The sequence below is a fragment of the Streptomyces sp. NBC_01551 genome (assembly GCF_026339935.1).
Classification (GTDB): Bacteria; Actinomycetota; Actinomycetes; order Streptomycetales; family Streptomycetaceae; genus Streptomyces.
The window spans coordinates 1,338,939-1,363,645 of record NZ_JAPEPX010000001.1; the positions used below are offsets into that span (position 1 = coordinate 1,338,939).

At 71.6% G+C, this 24,707-nt stretch carries 22 protein-coding genes; 7 read left to right on the plus strand and 15 right to left on the minus strand.

Annotated features, from left to right (window positions below; translation table 11 throughout):
• Position 1 precedes the first annotated feature (1 nt).
• The 4 genes from tal (at position 2) to pgl (ending at position 4,733) form a co-directional block, all read left to right on the plus strand.
• Complete coding sequence (tal, locus tag OG982_RS05930; RefSeq protein WP_266789074.1) at positions 2–1,120, plus strand: transaldolase; 1,119 nt, start codon at positions 2–4, stop codon at positions 1,118–1,120.
• 5 nt (positions 1,121–1,125) lie between these two features.
• Complete coding sequence (zwf, locus tag OG982_RS05935; protein WP_266789072.1) at positions 1,126–2,652, plus strand: glucose-6-phosphate dehydrogenase; 1,527 nt, start codon at positions 1,126–1,128, stop codon at positions 2,650–2,652.
• Positions 2,649–3,722, plus strand: a complete 1,074-nt coding sequence (gene opcA / locus OG982_RS05940) for a glucose-6-phosphate dehydrogenase assembly protein OpcA (protein ID WP_266789070.1) — start codon at positions 2,649–2,651, stop codon at positions 3,720–3,722. The genes zwf and opcA overlap by 4 nt, the downstream gene beginning before the upstream one ends.
• A 228-nt stretch (positions 3,723–3,950) precedes the next feature.
• The gene (pgl, locus tag OG982_RS05945) at positions 3,951–4,733 is read left to right on the plus strand and encodes a 6-phosphogluconolactonase (RefSeq protein WP_266948034.1); all 783 of its coding nucleotides are present in this window, start codon (positions 3,951–3,953) and stop codon (positions 4,731–4,733) included.
• 55 nt (positions 4,734–4,788) lie between these two features.
• Here the strand turns inward: pgl and pgi are convergent, their stop codons facing one another.
• The 13 genes from pgi to OG982_RS06010 all read right to left on the minus strand — a co-directional run bounded on the left by pgi (position 4,789) and on the right by OG982_RS06010 (position 20,653).
• Positions 4,789–6,441, minus strand: coding sequence for a glucose-6-phosphate isomerase (gene pgi / locus OG982_RS05950; protein WP_266792174.1), 1,653 nt, complete (start codon positions 6,439–6,441; stop codon positions 4,789–4,791).
• A gap of 142 nt (positions 6,442–6,583) precedes the next feature.
• Positions 6,584–6,919: an RNA polymerase-binding protein RbpA gene (locus OG982_RS05955; protein ID WP_007263454.1), complete on the minus strand. Its 336-nt coding sequence runs from the start codon at positions 6,917–6,919 to the stop codon at positions 6,584–6,586.
• Positions 6,920–7,100: 181 nt separating this feature from the next.
• Entirely contained in the window at positions 7,101–7,331 is a 231-nt protein-coding gene (secG, locus tag OG982_RS05960; protein WP_123077529.1) for a preprotein translocase subunit SecG, read from the minus strand.
• Positions 7,332–7,452: 121 nt separating this feature from the next.
• On the minus strand, positions 7,453–8,238 hold the full coding sequence (gene tpiA, locus OG982_RS05965) for a triose-phosphate isomerase (RefSeq protein WP_266789066.1): 786 nt from the start codon (positions 8,236–8,238) through the stop codon (positions 7,453–7,455).
• A 6-nt stretch (positions 8,239–8,244) separates the two neighbouring features.
• On the minus strand, positions 8,245–9,456 hold the full coding sequence (pgk, locus tag OG982_RS05970) for a phosphoglycerate kinase (protein ID WP_266789064.1): 1,212 nt from the start codon (positions 9,454–9,456) through the stop codon (positions 8,245–8,247).
• A gap of 139 nt (positions 9,457–9,595) precedes the next feature.
• Positions 9,596–10,603 (minus strand): type I glyceraldehyde-3-phosphate dehydrogenase, encoded by a 1,008-nt coding sequence (gene gap, locus OG982_RS05975; RefSeq protein WP_266789062.1) that lies wholly within the window; start codon positions 10,601–10,603, stop codon positions 9,596–9,598.
• Between the two features lie 231 nt (positions 10,604–10,834).
• Complete coding sequence (locus OG982_RS05980) at positions 10,835–13,795, minus strand: M14 family metallopeptidase (protein ID WP_266948035.1); 2,961 nt, start codon at positions 13,793–13,795, stop codon at positions 10,835–10,837.
• Positions 13,796–13,972: 177 nt separating this feature from the next.
• On the minus strand, positions 13,973–14,968 hold the full coding sequence (gene whiA / locus OG982_RS05985; protein ID WP_037792880.1) for a DNA-binding protein WhiA: 996 nt from the start codon (positions 14,966–14,968) through the stop codon (positions 13,973–13,975).
• Complete coding sequence (yvcK, locus tag OG982_RS05990; RefSeq protein ID WP_266792170.1) at positions 14,959–15,984, minus strand: uridine diphosphate-N-acetylglucosamine-binding protein YvcK; 1,026 nt, start codon at positions 15,982–15,984, stop codon at positions 14,959–14,961. Before yvcK ends, whiA begins: the two co-directional genes overlap by 10 nt.
• A 26-nt stretch (positions 15,985–16,010) precedes the next feature.
• Entirely contained in the window at positions 16,011–16,976 is a 966-nt protein-coding gene (gene rapZ / locus OG982_RS05995) for an RNase adapter RapZ (protein ID WP_266789056.1), read from the minus strand.
• A complete protein-coding gene (uvrC, locus tag OG982_RS06000; RefSeq protein ID WP_266789054.1) occupies positions 16,973–18,982 on the minus strand; it encodes an excinuclease ABC subunit UvrC in 2,010 nt (669 codons plus the stop codon). The genes rapZ and uvrC overlap by 4 nt, the downstream gene beginning before the upstream one ends.
• 226 nt (positions 18,983–19,208) lie before the next feature.
• Positions 19,209–20,051 carry a hypothetical protein gene (locus OG982_RS06005; protein ID WP_266949860.1) on the minus strand — a complete coding sequence of 281 codons (843 nt, stop codon included), beginning with the start codon at positions 20,049–20,051 and terminating at the stop codon, positions 19,209–19,211.
• Positions 20,052–20,056: 5 nt separating this feature from the next.
• Complete coding sequence (locus OG982_RS06010; RefSeq protein WP_266789052.1) at positions 20,057–20,653, minus strand: papain-like cysteine protease family protein; 597 nt, start codon at positions 20,651–20,653, stop codon at positions 20,057–20,059.
• Positions 20,654–20,884: 231 nt separating this feature from the next.
• Here OG982_RS06010 and OG982_RS06015 point away from each other — a divergent pair, with 231 nt between their 5' ends.
• A complete protein-coding gene (locus OG982_RS06015) occupies positions 20,885–21,826 on the plus strand; it encodes a hypothetical protein (protein WP_266948036.1) in 942 nt (313 codons plus the stop codon).
• Positions 21,827–21,892: 66 nt separating this feature from the next.
• Here OG982_RS06015 and OG982_RS06020 read toward each other — a convergent pair whose 3' ends face one another.
• The gene (locus OG982_RS06020) at positions 21,893–22,324 is read right to left on the minus strand and encodes a Rieske (2Fe-2S) protein (protein WP_266789049.1); all 432 of its coding nucleotides are present in this window, start codon (positions 22,322–22,324) and stop codon (positions 21,893–21,895) included.
• Between the two features lie 75 nt (positions 22,325–22,399).
• Between OG982_RS06020 and OG982_RS06025 the strand changes: the two genes are divergently transcribed.
• Positions 22,400–23,272 (plus strand): carbohydrate kinase, encoded by an 873-nt coding sequence (locus tag OG982_RS06025; RefSeq protein ID WP_266948037.1) that lies wholly within the window; start codon positions 22,400–22,402, stop codon positions 23,270–23,272.
• A gap of 23 nt (positions 23,273–23,295) precedes the next feature.
• Here the strand turns inward: OG982_RS06025 and OG982_RS06030 are convergent, their stop codons facing one another.
• Positions 23,296–23,901 carry a TetR/AcrR family transcriptional regulator gene (locus tag OG982_RS06030; protein ID WP_266789045.1) on the minus strand — a complete coding sequence of 202 codons (606 nt, stop codon included), beginning with the start codon at positions 23,899–23,901 and terminating at the stop codon, positions 23,296–23,298.
• A 79-nt stretch (positions 23,902–23,980) separates the two neighbouring features.
• Here OG982_RS06030 and OG982_RS06035 point away from each other — a divergent pair, with 79 nt between their 5' ends.
• Positions 23,981–24,631: an NAD(P)-dependent oxidoreductase gene (locus tag OG982_RS06035; RefSeq protein ID WP_266789043.1), complete on the plus strand. Its 651-nt coding sequence runs from the start codon at positions 23,981–23,983 to the stop codon at positions 24,629–24,631.
• The last annotated feature ends 76 nt before the right edge of the window (positions 24,632–24,707 follow it).

Below are 24,707 nucleotides of genomic sequence, written 5' to 3' on the forward strand. Positions count from 1 at the left end.
CATGACAGACGCACTCAAGCGCCTCTCCGACGAGGGCGTGGCGATCTGGCTGGACGACCTGTCCCGCAAGCGCATCACGTCCGGCAACCTCGCCGAGCTCATCGACCAGTCGCACGTGGTCGGTGTCACCACCAACCCGTCGATCTTCCAGAAGGCGATCAGCAGCGGCGACGGCTACGGCCCGCAGCTCGCCGACCTCGCCGCCCGCAAGGTCACCGTCGACGAGGCCATCCGCATGATCACGACGGCGGACGTCCGCGACGCCGCCGACATCCTGCGCCCGGTCTACGACCGCACCGACGGCCAGGACGGCCGCGTGTCGATCGAGGTCGACCCCCGTCTGGCCCACGACACCACGGCGACCATCGCCGAGGCCAAGCAGCTCGCCTGGCTGGTGGACCGCCCGAACACGCTGATCAAGATCCCGGCGACCAAGGCCGGCCTGCCGGCGATCACCGAGGTCATCGGCAAGGGCATCAGCGTCAACGTCACGCTGATCTTCTCGCTGGAGCGCTACCGCGCGGTCATGGACGCGTACCTGGCGGGTCTGGAGAAGGCCAAGGCCGCGGGCCTGGACCTCTCCCTGATCCACTCGGTCGCCTCCTTCTTCGTGTCCCGCGTGGACTCGGAGATCGACAAGCGCCTGGACGCCGTCGGCACCGACGAGGCGAAGGCCCTGAAGGGCAAGGCGGCGCTCGCCAACGCCCGTCTGGCCTACGAGGCGTACGAAGAGGTCTTCTCCTCGGACCGGTGGAACGCCCTGGAGCGGGTCGGCGCCAACAAGCAGCGTGCGCTGTGGGCCTCGACCGGCGTCAAGGACCCGGCGTACAAGGACACCCTGTACGTGGTGGACCTGGTCGCCCCGAACACGGTGAACACCATGCCGGAGGCCACCCTGGAGGCCACCGCCGACCACGGCGAGGTCGCCGGCGACACCGTCCGCGGCGGCTACGAGCAGGCGCGCGCCGAGCTCGACGCGGTCGCGAAGCTGGGCATCTCGTACGACGATGTGGTGCAGCTGCTCGAGGACGAGGGCGTCGAGAAGTTCGAGGCGTCCTGGAACGACCTGCTGAAGTCGACCGAGGCGGAGCTCGCGCGCCTTGCCCCCACGGAGGCCTGAACACCTTGTCTGTAAACGGAGCGAACCCGCTTCGTGACGCACAGGACCGGCGGCTCCCGCGTATCGCGGGGCCGTCCGGCCTGGTCATTTTCGGCGTTACGGGTGACCTGTCGCGCAAGAAGCTGATGCCTGCCGTCTACGACCTCGCCAACCGCGGGCTGCTCCCGCCGGGCTTTTCGCTGATCGGCTACGCCCGCCGGGAGTGGGAGAACGAAGACTTCGCCAAGGAGGTGTACGAGGCCGTCAAGCAGCACGCCCGTACGCCCTTCCGCGAGGAGGTCTGGCAGCAGCTGGTGCAGGGCTGCCGCTTCGTCCAGGGCGACTTCGACGACGACGCGGCCTTCGAGAACCTGAAGGCGACGATCGACGAGCTCGACAAGGCGCAGGGCACGGGCGGCAACTTCGCCTTCTACCTGTCCGTCCCGCCGAAGTGGTTCCCCAAGGTGGTCCAGCAGCTCAAGGACCACGGTCTGGCGCAGAAGGAAGGCTCCTGGCGGCGCGCCGTCATCGAGAAGCCCTTCGGCCACGACCTGAAGAGCGCCGAGGAACTCAACAAGGTCGTCCACGAGGTCTTCCCGCGTGACGAGGTCTTCCGGATCGACCACTACCTCGGCAAGGAGACCGTCCAGAACATCCTGGCGCTCCGCTTCGCCAACACGATGTTCGAGCCGATCTGGAACCGGTCGTACGTCGACCACGTGCAGATCACCATGGCCGAGGACATCGGCATCGGCGGCCGGGCCGGTTACTACGACGGCATCGGCGCGGCCCGCGACGTCATCCAGAACCACCTGCTCCAGCTGCTCGCGCTGACGGCGATGGAGGAGCCCGGCTCCTTCCACCCCAAGGCGCTGGTGGCGGAGAAGCTCAAGGTGCTCAGCGCCGTCGAGATCCCCGAGGACCTGGGCAAGCACACCGTGCGCGGCCAGTACGCGGCGGCGTGGCAGGGCGGCGAGAAGGTCGTCGGGTACCTCGAAGAGGACGGCATCGACCCCAAGTCGAAGACCGACACCTACGCGGCCATCCGGCTGGAGATCAACAACCGCCGCTGGGCGGGCGTCCCGTTCTACCTGCGGACCGGCAAGCGCCTGGGCCGCCGGGTGACCGAGATCGCGGTGGTCTTCAAGCGGGCCCCGTACCTCCCGTTCGAGTCGGGCGCGACCGAGGAGCTGGGGCAGAACGCCCTGGTCATCCGGGTCCAGCCGGACGAGGGCGTGACGGTGCGGTTCGGCTCCAAGGTGCCGGGCACCTCGATGGAGGTGCGGGACGTCACGATGGACTTCGCGTACGGCGAGTCCTTCACGGAGTCCAGCCCCGAGGCCTACGAGCGGCTCATCCTCGACGTCCTCCTCGGCGACGCGAACCTCTTCCCGCGTCACCAGGAAGTCGAGCTGTCCTGGAACATCCTCGACCCGATCGAGGAGTACTGGGACAAGCACGGCAAGCCCGCGCAGTACCCGGCGGGCACCTGGGGGCCGGTCGAGGCGGACGAGATGCTCGCACGAGACGGACGGAGCTGGCGTCGGCCATGAAGATCGACCTCACGGAGACCACCTCCAGCAAGATCAACGCCGCGTTGGTGCAGGCGCGCCGGGACATCGGCACGCCGGCCATCGGCATGGTCCTCACGCTGGTGATCGTGACCGACGAGGAGAACGCGTACGACGCCCTCAAGTCGGCGAACGACGCGTCCCACGAACACCCCTCGCGGATCGTCGTCGTCGTCAAGCGGGCGGGCCGTTCCGTGCGCAGCCGCCGGGACGCCCGTCTCGACGCGGAAGTCCGCGTCGGGGCGGACGCCGGCAGCGGCGAGACGGTGGTGCTCCGCCTCCACGGTGAACTGGTCGATCACGCCCAGTCCGTGGTTCTCCCGCTCCTGCTGCCGGACGCCCCCGTGGTCGTCTGGTGGCCGGACGGTGCTCCGTCGGACCTGGCGGGCGACCCGCTGGGCACGCTGGGGCAGCGCCGGATCACCGACACGTACGCGTGCGAGGACCCGATCGGGTCCCTCTCCGCGCGTGCGGCGGGGTACGCGCCCGGTGACACGGACCTGGCCTGGACCCGGATCACGCCCTGGCGCTCGATGCTGGCCGCCGCACTGGACCAGCAGACCGTCACGACCGTCACCTCGGCGGTCGTCGAGGGCGAGGACGAGAACCCGAGCTGCGAGCTGCTGGCCATGTGGCTGGCGGACCGCCTCCAGGTCCCGGTCCGGCGGACGCTCTCCGCCGGACCCGGCCTGACCTCGGTGCGGCTGCGCACCAAGGACGGGGAGATCGTCCTGGACCGCCCGGACGGGGCGCTGGCCACGCTGTGCATGCCGGGGCAGCCCGACCGCGCGGTGGCGCTCAAGCGCCGCGACACGGCCGAGCTGCTGGCGGAGGAGCTGCGCCGGCTCGACCCGGACAACACCTACGAGGCCTCGCTGAAGTTCGGCGTGGCCCGGCTGGAGGCCTCGGCGGAGACGGCTCCGGAGGCCGCTCCTGCCGCTGCGGCCAAGGCGGCGGCCGCGGACTCCCCGGAGACCGCGACCGGCCCCAAGGCCGTCGCCGCCCCCGCGAAGCCGGCCCCGAAGCCGGCGAAGAAGGCCTCGACCAAGTAGCCCGCGGCCCGACCCTTCCCGAACCGGGGCTCCGCCCCGGACCCCCGCGCCTCAAACGCCGGCGAGCTGGATGTTGCCGCGCAGCGGCACTTGCCGGCCCGTCCGGCGCTTGAGGACCGGGGGTCCGGGGCAGAGCCCCCGGTTTCGGGAAGGGGCGGGTAGGGGACCAGGCACCGCGCAGCGGCACCCCCACCCACCGCACAACCAAAAAGGCGGCAGCACATGGGTATGACGACTCCCCAGGTCGTCGTCCACCGGGACAAGGAGCTGATGGCGCAAGCCGCGGCGGCCCGGCTCATCACGAAGATCGTCGACGCACAGGCGGCCCGCGGCAGCGCCTCGGTCGTCCTGACCGGCGGCCGCAACGGCAACGGCCTGCTCACGGCCCTCGCCACCGCTCCCGCCCGGGACGCGGTCGACTGGGCGCGCCTCGACCTCTGGTGGGGCGACGAGCGCTACGTCCCCGCCGACGACCCCGAGCGCAACCACGTCCAGGCCCGCGAGGCGCTCCTGGACTCCGTCCCGGTCGACCCGGCCCGCGTCCACGTGATGCCGGCCTCGGACGGCCCGTACGGGGCGGACGTGGACGCGGCCGCCGCGGCGTACGCGGCGGAGCTCGCCAAGGCCGCCGGCCCGGAGGACCACGGCCCGGTCCCCCGCTTCGACGTCCTGATGCTGGGCGTCGGCCCGGACACGCACGTGGCGTCCCTGTTCCCCGAGCACCCGGCCGCACGCGAGACGGAGCGCACGGTGGTCGGCGTACACGGCGCGCCGAAGCCGCCGCCCACCCGGGTCTCGCTGACCCTCCCGGCGATCCGGGCGGCCCGCGAGGTCTGGCTGCTGGCGGCCGGTGAGGACAAGGCCGGCGCGGTGGCGATCGCCCTGGGCGGCGCGGGCAGCGTCCAGGCCCCGGCGGCGGAGGCCTACGGGCGCTCGCGCACCCTGTGGCTCCTGGACCGCGCGGCCGCCGCGAAGCTCCCGGTCGGCCTGTACCCCCCGGCCGCTTCCTGACGAATGCCCCCGCGGGGTCCGGAAGCAATGCTTCCGGACCCCGCGGGGGTTCGGGTCAGTCCCGGCCGCGCAGCGACCGGTACGCGGCGACCAGCGCCTGCGTGGACGGGTCCAGGCCCTCCACCCGCGAGCCCTTCAGCGCCGGCTCGACCCGCTTGGCGAGGACCTTGCCGAGCTCCACGCCCCACTGGTCGAACGAGTCGATGTTCCACACTGCCCCTTGCACGAACACCTTGTGCTCGTAGAGGGCGATCAGCTGGCCCAGGACCGAGGGCGTCAGCTCGGCGGCCAGGATCGTGGTCGTCGGGTGGTTGCCCTGGAAGGTCTTGTGCGGGACCAGCGCCTCGGCCACGCCCTCCGCCCGCACCTCCTCGGCCGTCTTGCCGAAGGCCAGCGCCTGCGTCTGCGCGAAGAAGTTCGCCATCAGCAGGTCGTGCTGGGCCTCCAGGGCGGGCGGCAACTCGCCGACCGGCCGCGCGAAGCCGATGAAGTCGGCCGGGATCACCTTCGTGCCCTGGTGGATCAACTGGTAGTACGCGTGCTGCCCGTTGGTGCCCGGCGTGCCCCAGACGACCGGCCCGGTCTGCCAGTCGACCCGGTTGCCCTGCCGGTCCACGGACTTGCCGTTGGACTCCATGTCCAGCTGCTGCAAGTACGCCGTGAAGCGGGAGAGGTAGTGGCTGTACGGGAGGACCGCGTGCGACTGCGCGTCGAAGAACGCCCCGTACCAGATGCCCAACAGGCCCATCAGCAGTGGCGCGTTCTCCTCCGGCGGCGCCGTGCGGAAGTGCCGGTCCATCTGCGCGAAGCCGTCCAGCATCTCCCGGAAGGAGTCCGGGCCGATCGCGATCATCAGCGAGAGCCCGATCGCGGAGTCGAAGGAGTAGCGGCCTCCGACCCAGTCCCAGAACCCGAACATGTTGGCCGGATCGATCCCGAACTCGGTGACCTTCTCGGCGTTGGTGGACAGCGCCACGAAGTGCCGTGCCACGGCCGCCCGGTCACCGCCCAGACCCGCCAGCAGCCACTCCCGGGCGGAGGTGGCGTTGGTGATGGTCTCGATCGTCGTAAAGGTCTTCGAGGCGATGATGAACAGCGTCTCGGCCGGGTCCATCCCCCGTACCGCCTCGTGCAGGTCCGCGCCGTCCACGTTGGAGACGAAACGCAGCGTCAGGTCCCGGTCGGTGAAGGCGCGCAGCGCCTCGTACGCCATCGCCGGACCCAGGTCGGAGCCGCCGATGCCGATGTTGACGACGTTCCTGATGCGCTTGCCGGTGAAGCCGGTCCACTCCCCCGACCTGACCTGGCGGGAGAAGGCCGCCATTTTGTCGAGGACCGCGTGGACCCCCGGGACGACGTCCTCGCCGTCCACCTCGACGACCGCGTCGCGCGGCGCGCGCAGCGCGGTGTGCAGGACCGCCCGGTCCTCGGTCGTGTTGATCTTCTCCCCGCGGAACATGGCCTCGCGCAGCTCGGCCACGCCCGTCGCCGCGGCCAGTTCGCGCAGCAGTGCCAGCGTCTCGTCGGTCACGAGGTGCTTGGAGTAGTCGATGTGCAGGTCGCCGACCCGCAGGGTGTAGCCGGTGCCCCGGCCCGGATCCGTCTCGAACAGGTCCCGCAGATGCGTCTGCCCCAGCTCGTCCCGGTGCTTTCCGAGTGCCTGCCACTCGGGGGTCCGGTTGAGCCTCGCACGGCTTTCTGCGTTCATCTCGGACATCAGCCCTTCCATCCTGTCGTGCCCCGCCGGTCACCAACCTAAGGGATCAGAAGGGGGGCAACGGACACAAAGAGGCCCGGCCCGCAGGAGGATTCCTGCGGGCCGGGCCTCGCTCACACGCTCATTCGGATGTTCAGATCTCACCGCGGAGTTTGGCGAGCGCCTCGGCGAGGATCGCCTCGCCGTCGGCGTCGGTGCGCCGCTCCCGTACGTACGCCAGGTGCGTCTTGTACGGCTCGGTGCGCGGCGGCGCGGGCGGGTTGTCCCTGTCCTGGCCGGCCGGGAACCCGCAGCGCGGGCAGTCCCAGGTGTCGGGCACCTGCGCGTCGCTGGCGAAGCTCGGCTGCGTCTCGTGCCCGTTAGAGCACCAGAAGGAGATGCGCAGGCGGGGCGCGGACTCGCCGCGCTCGGCCTCACCCATCGGCCCCGCTCCGACCCGGCTACCACGGATCGCGTTGCCACTTGCCACGGTCGTAACTCCCTGCGTGATGGTGCCGCGGAGCGTGAGTGGAATTTCCGCTGCGGGCGCCCCAGTCTACGTAAGGCCCAACGCACGTCCATGGAGCGGAGTTACTCGCTCCGGGGTACGTGCGCCGGTCCCCATGATAGGCAGGGGCGAGCCTGGCGGACGGCCGGAATGGCCAGAACCGTCAGCTTCCCGACTTCATCAGCAGGCCGAGCGCGACGATGCACGCGAACCAGAGCAGACCGATCACGACGGTGATCCGGTCCAGGTTGCGCTCCGCGACCGAGGAACCTCCGACGGACGACTGCATACCGCCGCCGAACATGTCGGAGAGGCCGCCGCCCTTGCCCTTGTGCATCAGCACGAGCAGCATCAGCAGGGCGCTGAACACGATCAGGGCGATCGAGAACCCCATAATCACGGCTGATTCCTACTTTCTGGCTTTCCGGCTCTGCTGGGATGTGCGCGGGGGCCAGTGGCTGGTGGTCCAGCCCCTGGCCCCCGCAAGGGTACGACGGATCCGCCCTACCGCATACTCACTGGTCGCGGAAGCGGACGATCTTGACGAAGTCGTCCACGTCCAGCGCCGCGCCGCCGATCAGGGCGCCGTCGACGTCGGGCTGGGCCATGATCGCGGCGATGTTGCCGGACTTGACCGAGCCGCCGTACTGGATGCGGACCTTGTCGGCCAGCTCCTGCGAGTAGAGCTCGGCGAGGCGGCCGCGGATCGCCCCGCAGACCTCCTGCGCGTCCTCGGGGGTGGCGACCTCGCCGGTCCCGATGGCCCAGACGGGCTCGTACGCGATCACGATGGACTCGGCCTGGTCGGCCGGAAGGTCCTTGAGCCCGCCGTCGACCTGCGCCAGCGTGTAGGGGACCTGCTCGCCGGCCTTGCGGACGTCGAGGCCCTCGCCGACGCACAGGATCGGGGTGACCCCGTGCTTGTAGGCGGCCTTCACCTTGGCGTTGCAGAGCTCGTCGCTCTCGCCGTGGTACTGGCGGCGCTCGCTGTGGCCGACGGCCACGTACGAGCAGCCCAGCTTGGCCAGCATGGCGCCGGAGATCTCGCCGGTGTAGGCGCCGGAGTCCTGCGCCGAGAGGTCCTGGGCGCCGTACTTGATCTTCAGCTTGTCGCCGTCGACCAGGGTCTGGACCGAGCGCAGGTCGACGAAGGGCGGCAGGACCGCGACCTCGACGGCGTCGTAGTCCTTGTCGGCCAGGGCGAAGGAGAGCTTCTGGACGTGCGCGATGGCCTCGAGGTGGTTGAGGTTCATCTTCCAGTTGCCCGCCATCAGCGGGGTACGGCCGTTCACAGTGGTCATAAGGGTTCAGCCCTCCAGGGCGGCGAGGCCGGGGAGCGTCTTGCCTTCGAGGTATTCGAGGCTGGCGCCGCCACCGGTCGAGATGTGGCCGAAGGCATTCTCGTCGAAGCCCAGGATGCGGACGGCGGCGGCACTGTCTCCACCGCCGACGACGGTGAAGGCGCTGCTGTCGACGAGCGCCTGCGCGATGGCCTTGGTGCCGTTCGCGTAGTCGGGGTGCTCGAAGACACCGACCGGGCCGTTCCAGAAGACGGTCTCGGCGTCGGAGATCTTCGAGGCGTACAGCTCACGGGTCTTGGGGCCGATGTCCAGACCCTCCTTGTCGGCGGGGATCTTGTCCGCGTCGACGGTGATGAACTCGGCCGGGGTCTTGCCCTTGAGGTCGGGGAAGTCCGCGGAGGCCAGGATGTCCACCGGGAGGACCAGCTCGACGCCCAGCTTCTCGGCGCGCTCCATGTACTCCAGGACCACCGGGATCTGGTCCTCCTGCAGGAGGGAGATGCCGATCTCGTGGCCCTTGGCCTTCAGGAAGGTGTAAGCCATGCCGCCGCCGATGAGGATGCGGTCGGCCTTGCCGAGCAGCTGGTCGATGACGGCCAGCTTGTCGGAGACCTTGGCGCCGCCGAGGACGACCACGTACGGGCGCTTGACGTCGGCGGTGAGCTTCTTGAGGACGCCGACCTCGGTGGCGATGAGGTAGCCGGCCGCGTGCGGGAGGCGCGCGGGGAGGTCGAAGACCGAGGCGTGCTTGCGGTGCACGGCGCCGAAGCCGTCGCCCACGTAGACGTCGGCCAGCTCGGCCAGCTGGTCCGCGAAGGCGCCGCGCTCGGCGTCGTCCTTCGAGGTCTCACCGGCGTTGAAGCGCAGGTTCTCGATGACGGCGACCTGGCCGTCGGCGAGGGCCGCGACGGTCTCCTTGGCGGAGGAGCCGACGGTGTCGGTCGCGAAGGCGACGTCTTGGCCGAGCAGTTCACCGAGCCGCTTGGCGGCGGGTGCCAGCGAGAAGGCCGGGTCCGGGGCGCCCTTGGGGCGGCCCAGGTGCGAGGCCACGATCACGCGGGCGCCGGCCTCGGCGAGCTTCGCGATGGTCGGCTGCACGGCGCGGATGCGGCCGTCGTCGGTGATGGTGTCGCCCGCGAGCGGCACGTTGAGGTCGGCGCGGACGAAGACCCGCTTGCCGGAGACGCCCTCGGCGAGAAGTTCGTCGATCGTCTTCATTGCTTTTCTCTACTCCTTATACCGGTCCAGGCTGTTGCCCGTCCCGGGCGTGAGGAACGAACAAGCAACAGGGCCCGTGCCGCGCTCCATCGCGCTGCCGGACCCTGTGCTCACATCGTGCTGCCTTGCCCTGGGACTATTAGAGCTGACCGCCGACGAATTCGGTGAGGTCGACCAGACGGTTGGAGTATCCCCACTCGTTGTCGTACCAGCCGACGACCTTCACCTGCGTACCGTCCTGAACCATGGTCAGGGAGGAGTCGAAGGTGCAGGAGGCGGGCCAGTTCACGATGTCGGAGGAGACGATCGCGTCCTCGGTGTAGTCGAGGATGCCCTTGAGCTGGCCCTCCGCGGCCTTCTGGAAGGCGGCGTTGATCTCTTCCTTGGTGGTCTCGCGGGCGAGCTCCAGGACGAGGTCGGTGACCGAGCCGGTCGGGACCGGGACGCGCATCGCGATGCCGTCCAGCTTGCCCTTGAGCTGCGGGAGGACCAGCGCGGTGGCCTTGGCGGCACCCGTGGAGGTCGGGATGATGTTCTCGGCGGCGGCGCGGGCGCGACGCAGGTCCGAGTGCGGGAAGTCCAGGATGCGCTGGTCGTTCGTGTAGGCGTGGACCGTGGTCATCATGCCCTTGACGATGCCGAAGTTCTCGTCGAGGACCTTGGCCATCGGCGCCACGCAGTTGGTGGTGCAGGAGGCGTTGGAGATGACGTGGTGCTTGGCCGCGTCGTACTTGTGCTGGTTGACGCCCATCACGATCGTGATGTCCTCGTCCTTGGCCGGAGCCGAGATGAGGACCTTCTTCGCGCCCGCCGCGATGTGCTTGGCGGCGTCGGCCTTCTTCGTGAAGATGCCGGTCGACTCGATGACGATGTCGGCGCCCAGCTCTCCCCAGGGGAGGTTCGCGGGGTCGCGCTCGGCGAACGTCTTGAAGGTCTTGCCGCCGACGGTGATGGTGTCGTCGGTGTGGGAGACCTCGGCCTTGAGGCGGCCCAGGATGGTGTCGTACTTCAGCAGGTGCACCAGAGTGGCGTTGTCAGTCAGGTCGTTGACACCGACGATCTCGATGCCCGCTCCCTGCTCCAGGAGCGCCCGGAAGTAGTTGCGGCCAATTCGGCCAAAACCGTTGATGCCTACGCGGATCGTCACGAACCGATCTCCTCGTATGTGCGCCGGTAAGTCCGCCGGCGAGCTGTATGGGATGTCCCCGACCGCTTACGACCCTACCTCTCCGTGAGCTTCGGAGTGACATCGGTCGAGGCCTGACACTCCCCCGACTGCCTGGGGGGACCCCGCGACGCCCTGTACCAATCGCTGCGGAACAGGGCGCCCGGAACCTTGGGCCCCGTCACGCTCGGTGAGCAGTGACGGGGCCGGTGCTCAGTGGTTCAGCGAACGGAGGGCCTTACCGACGAGTACGGCTCGATCGGCCGCGGCCGGCACGTGCTCCAGGCCGAAGCCGAGGAGAACCGTGTTACGCGTAGTGATGGACGCGTAGGACGTGAACAGCTCTCCGGTACGGGACCAGTCGCCCGGAACCGCGGGGCTTCCGGCCGGTGCGCCCTGGGCGGACCAGCTTCCGAGGGAGGTCTCGAAGCCCTCCGCCGCCTGGTCGGTGCCGCCGACGGACAGCCGCACGTCGTCCGCGAAGACCCCGCGGCCGCCGGAACCCGGGTCGGTGATGGAGGACAGGGACACCTCCACCTTCTTGCCCGCGTACGCGCTCAGGTCGAAGGAGACCTGCTTCCAGCCGCCGGAGGAACCGGTGAAGCTGTTCCACTTGCCACTGGTGCCCTGCGGGGCGCAGCCGGCGGGGTCGAGCGTGAGGTAGCTGCGCAGGAACGGGTGGCCGGTGACGAAGAACCCGGCCTCGCACTCCTCCGGGACGGTGGTGCTGGTCAGGCCGCCCGCGTCGGGCAGCGTCGTCCAGTCCTCGGCGCCCGTCGTGTGCGCCTCCAGGACGACGTGGTCGTAGCCCTCCTCGGTGTTCCAGTTGAGGGCCGCCTTCAGCTGCGGCTTGTCGGCGGCGGTGACCGCGGTCAGGTCGATCGTCCGGACCAGCCGCTTCCAGTCGTTGTCCTCGTGGAGCGCCGAGGCCATCCCGGTGCCGGCGAAGGGGGCGTACGGGTTCACGACCCCGGCGTACTGGCCCGCCTGCGCGCTCTTGAACTGCGGGAACTGCGCGGCGGCGAGGGTGGCGGAGGTGGCGGTGTAGGAGCCGGGGGCGTTGAGCGGGTTGTCCGCCGCGTCCCCGAGACCGCCCTTGGCCCCGTTCAGGGAGCCCGCGCCGGTGAAGCCGGTGGCTCCCTTGACGCTCGTACGGCTGTAGGCGCCGAGGTAGTACTGGCTGAAGTCGTTGGTCACGGCCCGGCCGACCTGGGCGTTGCCGCCCGCCAGTTCACCGGTCTCGATCAGCTTGCCGCCCTCGTTGAGGAAGTCCCGTACGGCGAGCTGGGTGTCGCCGCCGGGGGTCTTGGCGCCGGTGTAGTGGACGGCCGTACGGAAGTGGGAGAGCACGCCGAGGTGGTGCGGGACGCCCTGGGTGGCCACGTCCCAGACCGCCGCGGACTTGCCGTTGGCGCGCAGGGCGTCGACGTACTCCTTGGCGTGCTGCGCCTTGGCGCCCTCCTCGGCGATCACCAGGACGTCCGCGCGCGGCCGCTCGGCCACCGTGTACGTGAAGTGCTCGCTGGAGACCTCCTTGCCCGAACGGTCGCGGCCGGTGAACCACACCTCGACCTTGTCGCCCGGCTTGGTGCCGTCCACCTTGGCCCGGTACTCGTCGAACCAGTTGTTGTCCTCGCCGCCGTAGACGTCGCCGCCCTTCCAGGCCCTGAGCCCGTCGTCGTGCGTGCGGCCGCCGTTGACGCGGAACTTGAGCTGCTTGTCGCGCAGCGCCTTGCGGGCCGTGACGGAGACCGTCTGGTCCTCGCCCTTGGCCACGTAGGAGGTGGTGAAGGGGTCGGTCGTGAAGTCGGCGGCGCTCAGACCGACGCAGGACTTCGGCTGGTCCGGGTGCGCGGCGCTCTCGCCGACGGACAGCGCGAAGGCGACGTTCTTGGCGAACTCCTCCTGGATCAGCTTCTCGTCGTCCGGGAAGTTGAAGCCGGAAGCGCAGTCCTCGGGCTTCCACCGGTCGTCGGGGTCGGCGGCGGAGGCCGTCTGGCAGGTGGTCATCTCCGGCGTGAACATCATGATGCCGTTGGCGTTGGCGGCGTGGCCGTCGGCTTCGCCGTTGGTGGTGTAGAGCTCGGAGGAGAGCTGCGGGTAGTAGCCCGGGACCGCGGGGTTCTCCGGGGTGCCGGCGAGCGCCTTGTAGGCGACGTCGTCCGGGGTCGGGGTGGCCACCTGCCAGCCCACGCCGTAGAGCAGCAGCTCGGAGGCGGAGTGGTAGTTGATGGCGTACGCGAAGCCGATGCGCTTCTCGAACGTGTCGAGGGCCACGGTCTCGGGCTCGGAGGACGCCTTGGTGCCGCGGTAGGTCTCGTTCGACGGGCTCGGGGAGGAGCCCTCGTTGTCGTAGCCCCACTTGTAGGCGAAGTTGCGGTTGAGGTCGACTCCGTCGCCGGCGGTGATCTTGCCGTCGCCGTTGTTGTCGCGCAGGTTCTTGCGCCAGAGCCGCGCGCCGTCGGGGGCGTGGGTGTAGTCGTACCCGTCGGGGTTCGCGGAGAGCAGGAACCACAGCTCGGTGGAGTCCACCAGCTTGGTGATCCGCTCGTCCTTGCCGTAGTTGTCCAGGGTGTGGTGCATCAGCCGCCGGGTCATCTCGGGGGTGATCCACTCACGGGCGTGCTGGTTGGACATGTAGAGCACGGACGGCTTGTCGCCGTCGCGGGTCTTCTTCGCGTCCTTGGTGACCTTGAGCGCGAGGATGTCCTTGCCCTGGACGGTCTTGCCGATGGAGACGACCTTGGTGAGGCCGGGGTTCTCCTGGCCGGTGCGCAGGATCTCCTCCTGGAGGCCGCCCTTGCCGCTGTACGGGCGGAAGACCCCGTCGCCGGCGGCCTGGGAACGGGCCGTGGCTTTGGCGGGAACCTTGCGCTCCGCGAGCCTCACGCCCTTGGCCGCGAGCTCCTTGGCCTGGACCTTGGTGAGGAAGAGCTCGACCTTGGCCGTCCCGGTCTCCGGGGCCCGCTCGGTGAGCTCGTGGGCGTCCTGGCCGGCGGCGAGGACGAGCGGGACCTGGTCGCGGGTGATGTCGGCGTCGTAGACCCGCACCTCGTCGGCGTCGGACCCGGCTGTGGACGAAGGCTGTGCCTGGGCCGCGACGGGCAGCGCGGCCAGTGTGGTTCCGAAGACGAGTGCGCTTGCGGCGAGGATCGATCTCGCGCGGTGCCTCATGTGCCCCCCTGGGCGTCGTCTGCAACCAAAGCGTTCGCCGACAGGCTCACGATCAGCCCATGCTCATGTCAATGGGGCATGCCGAAAGGGGCCCGCACGAGTGATCGTGCGGGCCCCTGTCCGGCGTACGTCGGCTACGCGCCCGGGCGCGGCGGCTGCTGAGCCGCGGCCGGCGGCTCAGCCGGCCATGTTGTCGGCCAGCTCCTCGCTCAGGTCGAGGTTCGACTCCGTGCCCGGGATGCCGAGGTCCTGGGCCCGCTTGTCGGCCATCGCCAGCAGGCGGCGGATCCGACCCGCGACCGCGTCCTTGGTCAGCGGCGGGTCCGCGAGCGCGCCCAGCTCCTCCAGGGAGGCCTGCTTGTGCTCCATGCGCAGCCGGCCGGCCGCGGCGAGGTGCTCGGGGACCTCCTCGCCGAGGATCTCCAGCGCGCGCTGCACCCGGGCCCCGGCGGCCACCGCGGCCCGCGCCGAGCGGCGCAGGTTGGCGTCGTCGAAGTTGGCCAGGCGGTTGGCGGTGGCGCGCACCTCGCGCCGCATCCGCCGCTCCTCCCAGGCCAGCACCGACTCGTGCGCGCCGAGCCGGGTCAGCAGGGCGCCGATCGCGTCGCCGTCGCGGACGACGACCCGGTCCACGCCTCGCACCTCGCGCGCCTTGGCGGCGATGGAGAGCCTGCGGGCGGCGCCCACCAGGGCCAGGGCGGCCTCCGGACCGGGGCAGGTGACCTCCAGCGAGGAGGACCGGCCCGGCTCGGTGAGCGAGCCGTGGGCCAGGAAGGCGCCGCGCCAGGCCGCCTCGGCGTCACAGGTGGCCCCGGAGACCACCTGCGGGGGAAGACCCCGGATCGGACGGCCCCGGCCGTCCACGAGCCCCGTCTGGCGTGCCAGCTGGTCACCGCCGGCCACGACCCGGACCACGTACCGGCTGCCGCGGCGCAGTCCGCCGGGCGCCATCACCACCAGGTCCGAGGAGTGGCCGAAGATCTCCAGGATGTCCTTGCGCAGGCGCCGGGCCGCGATCCCGGTGTCCAGCTCCGCCTCGATGACGATGCGGCCGCTCACCAGGTGCAGCCCGCCCGCGAACCGAAGAATCGCCGAGACCTCAGCCTTCCTGCAGCAGGTCCGGGTGACGGGGAGGCGGGAAATCTCATCCTTCACCGCGGGCGTCATCGCCATGGGCCGATCCTTCCATGCATCCGAAAAATACGGTCGTACGCGGCGGCCAGCAGCTCCGGATCGTGCTTCGGAGAGCCGTCCTGCCTGGCCACGGGCGCCAGCTCGACCGCGGCACCGAACCGTTTCGCGGCATCGGCGAGGGACTCGCGGTCGGGCACGGCGGCCTCGTCGGCCAGCACCACGTCCAGGGCGAGTTTAGGGGCGTGTCGGGCCAAAACCTCCAAATGACGCTGCGGAGAGAACCCCTCTGTTTCGCCGGGCTGCGGAGCGAGGTTCAGCGAGAGGACCCGCCGGGCCTTCGTCTCCATGAGCGCGTCGAGCAGTTCCGGCACCAGCAGGTGCGGGATCACGGAGGAGAACCACGATCCCGGGCCGAGCACCACCCAGTCGGCGTCCAGGACGGCCGCGACGGCCTCCGGCACGGCCGGCGGGGCGCTGGGCACCACCTGTACGGAGAGCACCTCGCCGGGGGTGAGGGCCACCGTGGCCTGCCCCCGTACGGTGTCGACGTCGTCCGGGCGCGCCGGGTCGTGGCCCTTGACCAGGGCCTGGAGCTCCAGCGGCACGGCGGACATCGGCAGCACCCGGCCCTGCGCGCCGAGCAGCCTGCCGACCAGGTCGAGGGCCTGGACGGGGTCGCCGAGCTGTTCCCACAGGGCGACGATCAGCAGGTTGCCGACCGCGTGCTCGTGCAGGTCACCGGCGGACTGGAAGCGGTGCTGGATGACGCGGGCCCAGGTCTGGCCCCAGTCGTCGTCCCCGCACAGCGCGGCCAGCGCCTTGCGCAGGTCGCCGGGCGGCAGCACGCCGAGCTCCTCCCGGAGCCGGCCGCTGGAGCCGCCGTCGTCGGCGACGGTGACCACGGCGGTGAGGTCACCGGTGATCCGGCGCAGGGCGGTGAGGGAGGCGGAGAGCCCCTGTCCACCGCCGAGCGCCACCACCTTGGGGGTGGCGCCGCGACGCCGGGTGGTGCGGGCGCCGCCGTCCTCGCCCCGGGCCGGGGCGAGCCGACGCAGGCGGCGCAGCCGCAGGGTGCGTCCGGTCACTCGCGCCCCATGTCCCGGTGTACGACGACGGTCTCGACTCCCTCGGAGGCAAGGCGGGCGGCGAGCTTCTCGGACATGGCGACACTGCGGTGCTTGCCGCCGGTGCAGCCGACCGCGATGGTCACGTACCGCTTGCCCTCGCGGCGGTAGCCGGTGGCGATGAGCTGGAGCAGCTCGGTGTAGCGGTCGAGGAACTCCTTGGCGCCGGGCTGGCTGAAGACGTAGCCCGACACCTCCGGGTTGAGCCCGGTGAAGGGGCGCAGCTCGGGGACCCAGTGGGGGTTGGGGATGAACCGGCAGTCGACGACGAGGTCGGCGTCGACGGGCAGACCGTACTTGTAGCCGAAGGACATGACGGTGGCCCGCAGCTCGGGCTCCTCGTCGCCCGCGAACTGGGCGTCCATCTTGGCGCGCAGCTCGTGCACGTTCAGGCTGGAGGTGTCGATCACCAGGTCGGCGTCGCCGCGCAGCTCGCGCAGCAGGTCGCGCTCGGCGGCGATGCCGTCGACGATGCGGCCGTCGCCCTGGAGCGGGTGCGGGCGGCGCACCGACTCGAAGCGGCGCACCAGCGCGTCGTCGGAGGACTCCAGGAAGACGATGCGCCGGGTGACCCCGCGCGCCTCCAGGTCGGCCAGGGACTCGCGCAGCGCGTCGAAGAACTGGCGGCCGCGGACGTCGACGACGACGGCGATGCGCGCCACGTTGCCCTGGGAGCGGGCGCCCAGCTCCACCATGGTGGGGATGAGGGCCGGCGGCAGGTTGTCGACGACGAACCAGCCCAGGTCCTCCAGGCACTTGGCCGCCGTACTGCGGCCGGCTCCGGACATGCCGGAGATGATCACCAGCTCGGGGATGGCCGCCTCGGCGGCCTCGCCGGGCTCCACTGTCGTGCCCGTACTCACCTGTGCTCCGTCTCGGTCGTGCGCGGCGTCTCGGTCGTGCGCGGTCTCGTGCTCGGTCATTGCTCGGTCCCCCGTTCGAACGATGTTCCCGCATGCGCGGGCGTCTCATCCTCAATGATCTCTCCTGTCGCCGTATTGACGGCAGGACCGGCGGGGACCGCCCCGGCGAGGGCCGCGGCCACGGCCTCGGCCGTCTTGCGTCCTATGCCCGGGACCTCGCAGATCTGGTCGATTGTCGCCTGTCTCAGCTTCTTCACCGAACCGAAGTGCTTCACCAGGGCCTGCTTGCGGCTCTCGCCGAGGCCGGGCACCTCGTCGAGCGGGCCGGACTTCAGCCGCTTGCCGCGCTTGTTGCGCTGGTACTGGATGGCGAAGCGGTGGGCTTCGTCACGCACCCGCTGGAGCAGGTAGAGGCCCTCGCTGGTGCGGGGCAGCACGACCGGGTCGTCCTCGCCGGGCAGCCAGACCTCCTCCAGCCGCTTGGCCAGGCCGCACACGGCCACGTCGTCGATGCCGAGCTCCTCCATGGCCCGCTTGGCGGCCGCCACCTGCGGCTGGCCGCCGTCGACGACGACGAGCTGCGGCGGGTACGCGAAGCGCTTCGGGCGCCCGTCGTCCTCGGCGAGGGGGTCCTCGCCCTCCTCCGGGGACCACTCGCCCGTCTTGAGCTTCTCCTGGAGGTAGCGGCGGAAGCGCCGGGAGACCACCTCGTGCATGGAGCGGACGTCGTCCTGCCCCTCGAAGGACTTGATCTGGAAGCGCCGGTACTCGCTCTTGCGGGCCAGCCCGTCCTCGAAGACGACCATCGAGGCCACGACGTCGTCGCCCTGGAGGTGCGAGATGTCGAAGCACTCGATGCGCAGCGGGGCGCTGTCCAGCTCCAGCGCCTCGGCGATCTCCTCCAGGGCCCGGGAGCGGGTGGTGAGGTCGCTGGCGCGCTTCGTCTTGTGCAGGGCCAGCGACTGCTGGGCGTTGCGGTGGACGGTCTCCATGAGGGACTTCTTGTCGCCGCGCTGCGGAATGCGCAGGCTGACCTGGGCGCCGCGGCGCTCGGCGAGCCACTGGCTCAGCGCGGGCGTGTCCTCGGGGAGCGCCGGGACCAGCACCTCCTTGGGGACGGCCTCGCCCTTCTCCTCGCCGTAGAGCTGCTGGAGGGCGTGCTCGACGAGGCCGGCGGTGTCGACGGCCTCGACCTTGTCGGTGACCCAGCCGCGCTGGCCGCGGACGCGGCCGCCGCGTACGTGGAAGATCTGGACGGCGGCTTCGAGCTCGTCCTCGGCGACCGCGATCAGGTCGGCGTCGGTGGCGTCGGCGAGGACGACGGCGTTCTTCTCCATGGCCCGGCGCAGCGCCCCTATGTCGTCGCGCAGCCGGGCGGCCTTCTCGTACTCCATCTCCTCGGCGGCCTCGTGCATCTGGCGTTCGAGGCGGGAGAGGTAGGTGCCGGTGCGGCCGGCCATGAAGTCGCAGAAGTCCTCGGCGAGTTCGCGGTGCTCGTCGGGGGTGACGCGGCCGACGCAGGGCGCGGAGCACTTGCCGATGTAGCCGAGCAGGCAGGGCCGGCCGATCTGGGCGGACCGCTTGAACACCCCGGCGGAGCAGGTCCGGACCGGGAACACCCGGAGCATCAGGTCGACGGTCTCGCGGATCGCCCAGGCGTGCCCGTAGGGGCCGAAGTACCGCACGCCCTTCTTCTTGGGCCCGCGCATGACCTGGACCCTCGGATACTCCTCGTTCATCGTCACGGCGAGGGAGGGGTAGCTCTTGTCGTCCCGGTACTTGACGTTGAACCGGGGGTCGAACTCCTTGATCCAGGAGTATTCGAGCTGGAGCGCCTCGACCTCGGTGGAGACGACGGTCCACTCGACGGAGGCGGCCGTGGTCACCATCGTGGCGGTACGGGGGTGCAGGCTCGCGACGTCCTGGAAGTAGTTGGCCAGGCGCTGGCGCAGGCTCTTGGCCTTCCCGACGTAGATCACCCGGCGGTGCTCGTCGCGGAACTTGTAGACCCCCGGCGAGTCGGGGATCTGGCCCGGCGTGGGGCGGTAGCTGGAAGGGTCGGCCATGCCATCCACCCTACTGGCGCCCTCCGACAACCGAGCCGCACCACAACCCGTCACCTCCCGCCACCGACCCGGCCGTGCCGAGTCCCCCGCGGCGTTCGGGGCGCGGGGTCCGGGGCGGAGCCTCGGGGAGCGAGGGAAGGGCGGGGTGGGGTGGGCCCCGCAGGGTCCGGGCGCCTGGCGGACGGCCGGCGGGGCCTGCGGGGCTCACCCCGGGCTCAGTCCGGGCTCAGTCCGGCCGTCGCGCCCGCGCCACGGCGGCGGCTCCGACCACGAGCGCCCCGGCCAGCACCCCGGCCCCGGCGGTCAGCGGGACGCCCGGCCCGGTCACGGCCCCGGCGGTCAGCGGGCCGGCACCCGATCCGGTCACGGCCCCGGCGGCCGGCGAAACGGCGGAGCCCTCCGCGGCCGAGTACCCCCCGGCCTTGCCGGACTTCGCGTACGCGGACCCCGGCAGCTTGTCCCCGTACGCCTTCACCACGCGGTCGCGGTACGCGGCAAGGCTGACCCCGCCCCCCACCACCCGCCCCGCGTCCTCGTCCAGCGGCAGCACCCGCCCGCCCCCGGCGACGTACCACGCGTCGATCTGCGGCTCGCGGAACACCACCCCGCCGGGAAGTCTCTCCGCGCCGAGCCGCGCGTAGCGGAACTCGTCGTCGCCGGTCGCGATGTTCACGACCTGCCAGCCCGCCCCGGTCTTCGCCGTCCACAGCGCGGCGCGCTGCCCGTCGGACGCCACCGCCTCGCTGGCGAGGAACTCCAGCCGGGCGACGCTCGCGCCAGCCTTCCCCGCCACGAAGTCCGGGGAGAGGTAGTGCACCGGTATCGCCTCCCCCTCCACGCGCGGTCGCGCGGCGGCCGCCGCGACCTTGCCCTCGCGGGCGAAGAAACGGGACAGCGTGGCCAGGGTCTCGGGGGCGGAGGCCGCCCGCGCGGCCTCGGCCCGGGTCTCGTCGGTGGCCACCGACGGCTGCGGCACGGGAGCCGCGGGAACGGCGGCAACCGCCTGCGGCGCCGACACGAGCACGGCGGTCGCGCTCAGAACGGCTGCGGCGAAGGCGCGCGTCTTCATGGCGGTCACGCCCCGATCCGGTAGAGCGAGTGGGTCCAGGAGAAGGTGCCGTTGTCCACGTACCAGGCGTGCGACGCCCAGTTGTAGCGGTCGCTGGAGGGCCAGGGATCGCCCCAGTACACCCAGCTGTCGGCGGTGTCGTACCCGTAGAGGACGTGCATGTGGCCCCCGCCGTTGGACCACTGGATCCGCGTCTCGACGGGCCGGTCGGCGTTGATCTCGCTCTGGACGGTCGGGTAGCGCAGCCATCCGGTGACGTACGAGCCGGGGTTGATGCCGGCCCAGTCCAGGGCGGTCTGGACGTTGCCGAGGGTGGCCTGGTTGTTGGGGCAGTCGGGGCCCTGCTGACGGTTGAAGGCGGCGTTGCAGAACTGGTTCTGCGTGTAGTTCCGGCCGAACCAGGTGGCGATGGTGTTGCCGCCGGCAGCCCAGCACCAGTTGGTCTTCTGCTGCGCCTGCATGGTGACGTTCAGGCGCTTGTACGAGAGCGACAGCGCGGGGTCCGCCCCGGCGTCGGCGGCGGTCGCCGTGCCGGTGGACAGCGCGAGGAGCAGGGTGGCGAGCAAGGCGGCCGGGGAAAGCCGCCGGTGGGGATGGCGCATCGCGTTCCTCCCGAGGTAGGGAGAGTGGGGGTGGAGGACCGCGTCCGGACGCTGCTCAGGAGCATCAGGCAGTTGTCGCGAGCAGGTCAACAGGCTTCAATATCCGGTGACATTGCAGTGTGAATGGTGGGGCCGTGATGTGAACGGCAGCCGTCCTGTCACCTGGGCCCCGGGCGTCACCGGCGAAACCTCCCGCCCCATCGTGCGTGAACGTTCACAGGAGGAGCCGGCATGCGGTCGACCGCGGACACGGCACGGGAACTCCCGCAGCTGCTGCGCGCCGGACCCTTCCACGTCGCGCTGCGCGCCGCCCTCACCGCCCGCGGGCTGCCCCTGCACCGCGTCCAGCACCGGCTCGCCGCCCGCGGCATCAAGGTCGGCGTGACCAGCCTCAGTTACTGGCAGCAGGGCGCCCGGCGGCCGAGCCGTCCCGAGTCCCTGCGGGCCGTACGGGCGCTGGAGCAGATCCTGGAACTCCCCGGGGGAACCCTGTCGCGGCTGCTGGCCGCCCCGGAGGGCCTCGCGCCCGGGACGACGCCGCGCCCGCCGGGCCGCTCGTACCGGGCGCTGGTCAGCGTGGGCGCGGCCGTCGAGGAGCTGCTGGCCGGGATGGAACTCCCCACCGACGGCGGCCTGCACACCGTGGGCCACCACGAGCGGGTGCGGATCGGGCCGGGCGGCGAGCTGCTGGGGCGCGCGTCGCAGCACGTCGTACGGGCCCACCGGGACGGCGTCGACAGGTACCTCGCCGTCCACCACGGCGACCCCGGCTGCGACCCGGCCCGGGTCCGGGTGCGGGCGGAGGAGAACTGCCGGACCGGGCGCGTCCGGTGGCACCGGGAGGCCGAGGTGCTGGTCGCCGAGCTGCTCTTCGACGCCCGGCTGCGCGCCGGGGACACGTACGTCTTCGGCTACGGCTTCGAGGACGGCACCGGCGACCGCTGTACGGAGTACGTCCGCGGCTTCAGCTACAGCGGCGGGCAGTACGTGCTCCAGGTCCGCTTCGACGAGGCGGCGCTGCCGGTGCGCTGCCGGCGCTTCAGCCGGAGCGGGCCGGGAGCGCCGCGCGGCGCCCTCGCCGACCTCACGCCGAGCGGGCGGCACCGGTCGGTGCACCTGGTGGAGCCGGCGGTACGGCGCGGCCTGCTGGGGATCGCCTGGGACTGGGCGTAGGCGAAGGAGGCGGGGTAGGCGGGAGCCGTAGGAGGCGGGGTTCGAGGAGCCGGAAGAAGGACCCCGTCAGCCCGCGATCAGCTTCCCGCCCTCGGCCCTGACCGGGACGGCGGGCAGCGGGGCGGAGGCCGGGCCGCGCAGCACCTTGCCGGTGGCCGCGTCGAAACGGCTGCCGTGGCAGGGGCAGTTGCCCTCCCCCTCGACGATCTTGTCGAGGACGCACCCGGCGTGCGTGCACTGGGCGCTGAACGCCTTGTACTGGCCCTCCGCCGGGCAGCTGACGATCAGCTTCCGCTCCCGGTACAGCTTCGCGCCGCCGACCGGGACCTCGGAGGCGGCACCCAGCTCGACCGGTTCGGCCGGGACCGCCGGGGAGCCCGCGCCGCTGTCGGTGGCGGTGGAGCAGGCCGCGAGGCCCAGCCCCGCGCCCGCGGCCCCGGCGAGGGCGGCGGCGCCCTTGAGCACGGTACGGCGGGCTGCGGACTGCGACGCGGACATGCGGATCTCCTGGCGGGATGGGCTCGGCTCGGCCCACCCGACGATACCCGCGCCCGATGGGGTAGCTTCCCCCGCGTGATCGTCGTCGGTGGAGAAGCCCTGATCGACCTGGTGCCCGTGGCGGCGCCGCCCGGCGCGCTGCTGCCCCGGCCGGGCGGCGGCCCGTACAACACCGCGCTCGCGCTGGGCCGGCTCGGCGCGCGGGTGGCGTTCTGCTCCCGCGTCTCCTCGGACGGCTTCGGCGAGGGCCTGCTGGCCGGGCTGCGGGGCGCCGGGGTGGACCTGTCGCTGGTGCAGCGCGGGCCGGAGCCGACCACGCTGGCCGTGCCCTCGCTGGCCCCGGACGGCTCGGCGGCCTACGGCTTCTACGTCGAGGGCACGGCGGACCGGCTGTTCACGCTGCCGCCCGCGCTGCCCGCAGGGGTACGGGCCCTCGCCCTCGGCACCTGCTCGCTGGTGCTGGAGCCGGGGGCCAGTGCCTACGAGGCCCTGCTGCGCCGGGAGTCGGAGCGCGGGCTGCTGACCCTGCTCGACCCGAACATCCGGCCCGCGCTGATCGCGGACCCGGCGGCGTACCGGTCGCGCTTCCTGGGCTGGCTGCCGTACGTCTCGGTGCTCAAGCTGTCCGAGGAGGACGCGGCCTGGCTCGGCGGGCGGGTCCGCGACTGGCTGGCGGCGGGTCCGTCGGCGGTGGTGCTCACCCGGGGCGCGAAGGGGCTGACGGTGTGGACCCGGGACGGCGCGGAGCACTCGGTGCCGTCCCGCCGGGTCGCCGTGGCGGACACCATCGGCGCGGGCGACACCGTCAACGCGGCGCTGCTGCACCGCCTGGCGGGGCACCGTTCCGGTCCCGTGGACTGGCCCGGCGTGCTGGCGTTCGCCGCCCACGCGGCGGCGCTGACCTGCACCCGGGCGGGCGCGGAGCCGCCGTTCGCGGCCGAGCTCTGACGCCTCGGCCGGGCTTCGACGCCTCAGCGGAGGGCGGCCCAGGTGGTCCGGGCCACGGCGGGGGCGAACTCTTCGACCGGCTGGACCACGTCGGCGCCGGAGAAGTGCAGGAAGAAGGCCCGCTGGAAGCAGGCGCCGAGCAGAAGCGAGGCGGCGGCCCGCGGATCGGCGTCGGGCCGCAGTCGGCCGCGCTCGCGCTCGCGGAGCAGGTGCCCGCTCAGGGCGTCGAGCACGATGTGCGGGCCGGCGCCGATCGTGCGGACGCCGTCGCGGTGGCGGGTGAGCAGGGCGGGATCCGCGAAGAGCGAGGCCGCCATGGGCATGGCGTCGGCGTAGAACAGCGAGGCGTGCCGGGCGATGTCGGTCAGCACCTCCTCGACGGTGCGCTCCGCCGGGTCCTCGGTGAGCACGCTCATCAGCGCACCGGCGTTGGGCCGGCGCTCCATCAGCACCCGCACGAACAGCTCTTCCTTGTTCGTGAAGTACTTGTACAGCGCGGCCTCCGAGCAGCCCGCCTCGCGGGCGATGGCCTTGGTGGTGGCGTTGGCCAGGCCGCTGGTGCGCATCAGGGTCTCGGCGGCGTCCAGCAGCCGCTCGGGGGTGGCGCGCCTTGACTTGGGGGTGAGCATTCACTCACCATAGCCGTAAGGGCAGGTGAGTGAATACTCACCCACCTGCACACCACCCATGAGGACGGAGGGCAGCGGGATGCGACTCACGGTGTTCGGAGCCACGGGCGGAGTCGGCCACGAGGTCGTCCGGCAGGCGCTCGACGCGGGCCACGAGGTGACGGCGGTCGTCCGCGACCCGGCCCGGCTGGACGTCCCGGCGCACGACCGGCTGCGGGTGGCCGTGGTGCGGGACCTGACGGACGAGGCCGCGCTCCTCCCGGTCCTGACGGGACAGGAGGCGGTGATCTCGGCCCTCGGCCCCACGAACAACAAGCAGGCCCGGCTCACGCCGATCGCCGGACCGGCGCTGCGGTCGATCGTCGCGGCGATGGAGCGGGCGGGGGTGAGCCGCCTGACGGCGGTGAGCGCCGCGCCGCTCGGCCCGAAGACACGGGAGGACGGGGCGTTCACCCGGCTGATGGTCTACCCGATCCTGCGCCGGGTGCTGCGCGACCTGTACGCGGACCTGGCCGTCATGGAGGCGGCGATCGCCGCGAGCGACACGCAGTGGACGGTGATCCGGCCGCCGAGGCTGCTGAACAGGCCGCACACGGGCCGGTACCGGCGGGCCCTCGACGCCAACGTCCCGGGCGGCACGGTCATCCCGCGCGCGGACGTCGCGGACGCCCTCCTCACCACCCTCTCCGACCCCACCACCACCCGCCACGCCGTGGGCATCGCCACCTGACCGGACGACGGCGGGTGGCGGCCCCGCGGAGCTCCCCCGCCCGGCCCCTTCTCGAAACCGGGGCGAGCCCCCGGCC

Bases quoted from the DNA above. Each gene is read 5' to 3' on its own strand.
- tal (WP_266789074.1), top strand. From the start codon at position 2: ATGACAGACGCACTCAAGCGCCTCTCCGACGAGGGCGTGGCGATCTGG.
- opcA (WP_266789070.1), top strand. From the start codon at position 2,649: ATGAAGATCGACCTCACGGAGACCACCTCCAGCAAGATCAACGCCGCG.
- pgl (WP_266948034.1), top strand. From the start codon at position 3,951: ATGACGACTCCCCAGGTCGTCGTCCACCGGGACAAGGAGCTGATGGCG.
- pgi (WP_266792174.1), bottom strand. From the start codon at position 6,441: ATGAACGCAGAAAGCCGTGCGAGGCTCAACCGGACCCCCGAGTGGCAG.
- secG (WP_123077529.1), bottom strand. From the start codon at position 7,331: ATGGGGTTCTCGATCGCCCTGATCGTGTTCAGCGCCCTGCTGATGCTG.
- tpiA (WP_266789066.1), bottom strand. From the start codon at position 8,238: ATGACCACTGTGAACGGCCGTACCCCGCTGATGGCGGGCAACTGGAAG.
- pgk (WP_266789064.1), bottom strand. From the start codon at position 9,456: ATGAAGACGATCGACGAACTTCTCGCCGAGGGCGTCTCCGGCAAGCGG.
- OG982_RS05980 (WP_266948035.1), bottom strand. From the start codon at position 13,795: ATGAGGCACCGCGCGAGATCGATCCTCGCCGCAAGCGCACTCGTCTTC.
- whiA (WP_037792880.1), bottom strand. From the start codon at position 14,968: ATGGCGATGACGCCCGCGGTGAAGGATGAGATTTCCCGCCTCCCCGTC.
- rapZ (WP_266789056.1), bottom strand. From the start codon at position 16,976: ATGACCGAGCACGAGACCGCGCACGACCGAGACGCCGCGCACGACCGA.
- uvrC (WP_266789054.1), bottom strand. From the start codon at position 18,982: ATGGCCGACCCTTCCAGCTACCGCCCCACGCCGGGCCAGATCCCCGAC.
- OG982_RS06005 (WP_266949860.1), bottom strand. From the start codon at position 20,051: ATGAAGACGCGCGCCTTCGCCGCAGCCGTTCTGAGCGCGACCGCCGTG.
- OG982_RS06010 (WP_266789052.1), bottom strand. From the start codon at position 20,653: ATGCGCCATCCCCACCGGCGGCTTTCCCCGGCCGCCTTGCTCGCCACC.
- OG982_RS06015 (WP_266948036.1), top strand. From the start codon at position 20,885: ATGCGGTCGACCGCGGACACGGCACGGGAACTCCCGCAGCTGCTGCGC.
- OG982_RS06020 (WP_266789049.1), bottom strand. From the start codon at position 22,324: ATGTCCGCGTCGCAGTCCGCAGCCCGCCGTACCGTGCTCAAGGGCGCC.
- OG982_RS06030 (WP_266789045.1), bottom strand. From the start codon at position 23,901: ATGCTCACCCCCAAGTCAAGGCGCGCCACCCCCGAGCGGCTGCTGGAC.
- OG982_RS06035 (WP_266789043.1), top strand. From the start codon at position 23,981: ATGCGACTCACGGTGTTCGGAGCCACGGGCGGAGTCGGCCACGAGGTC.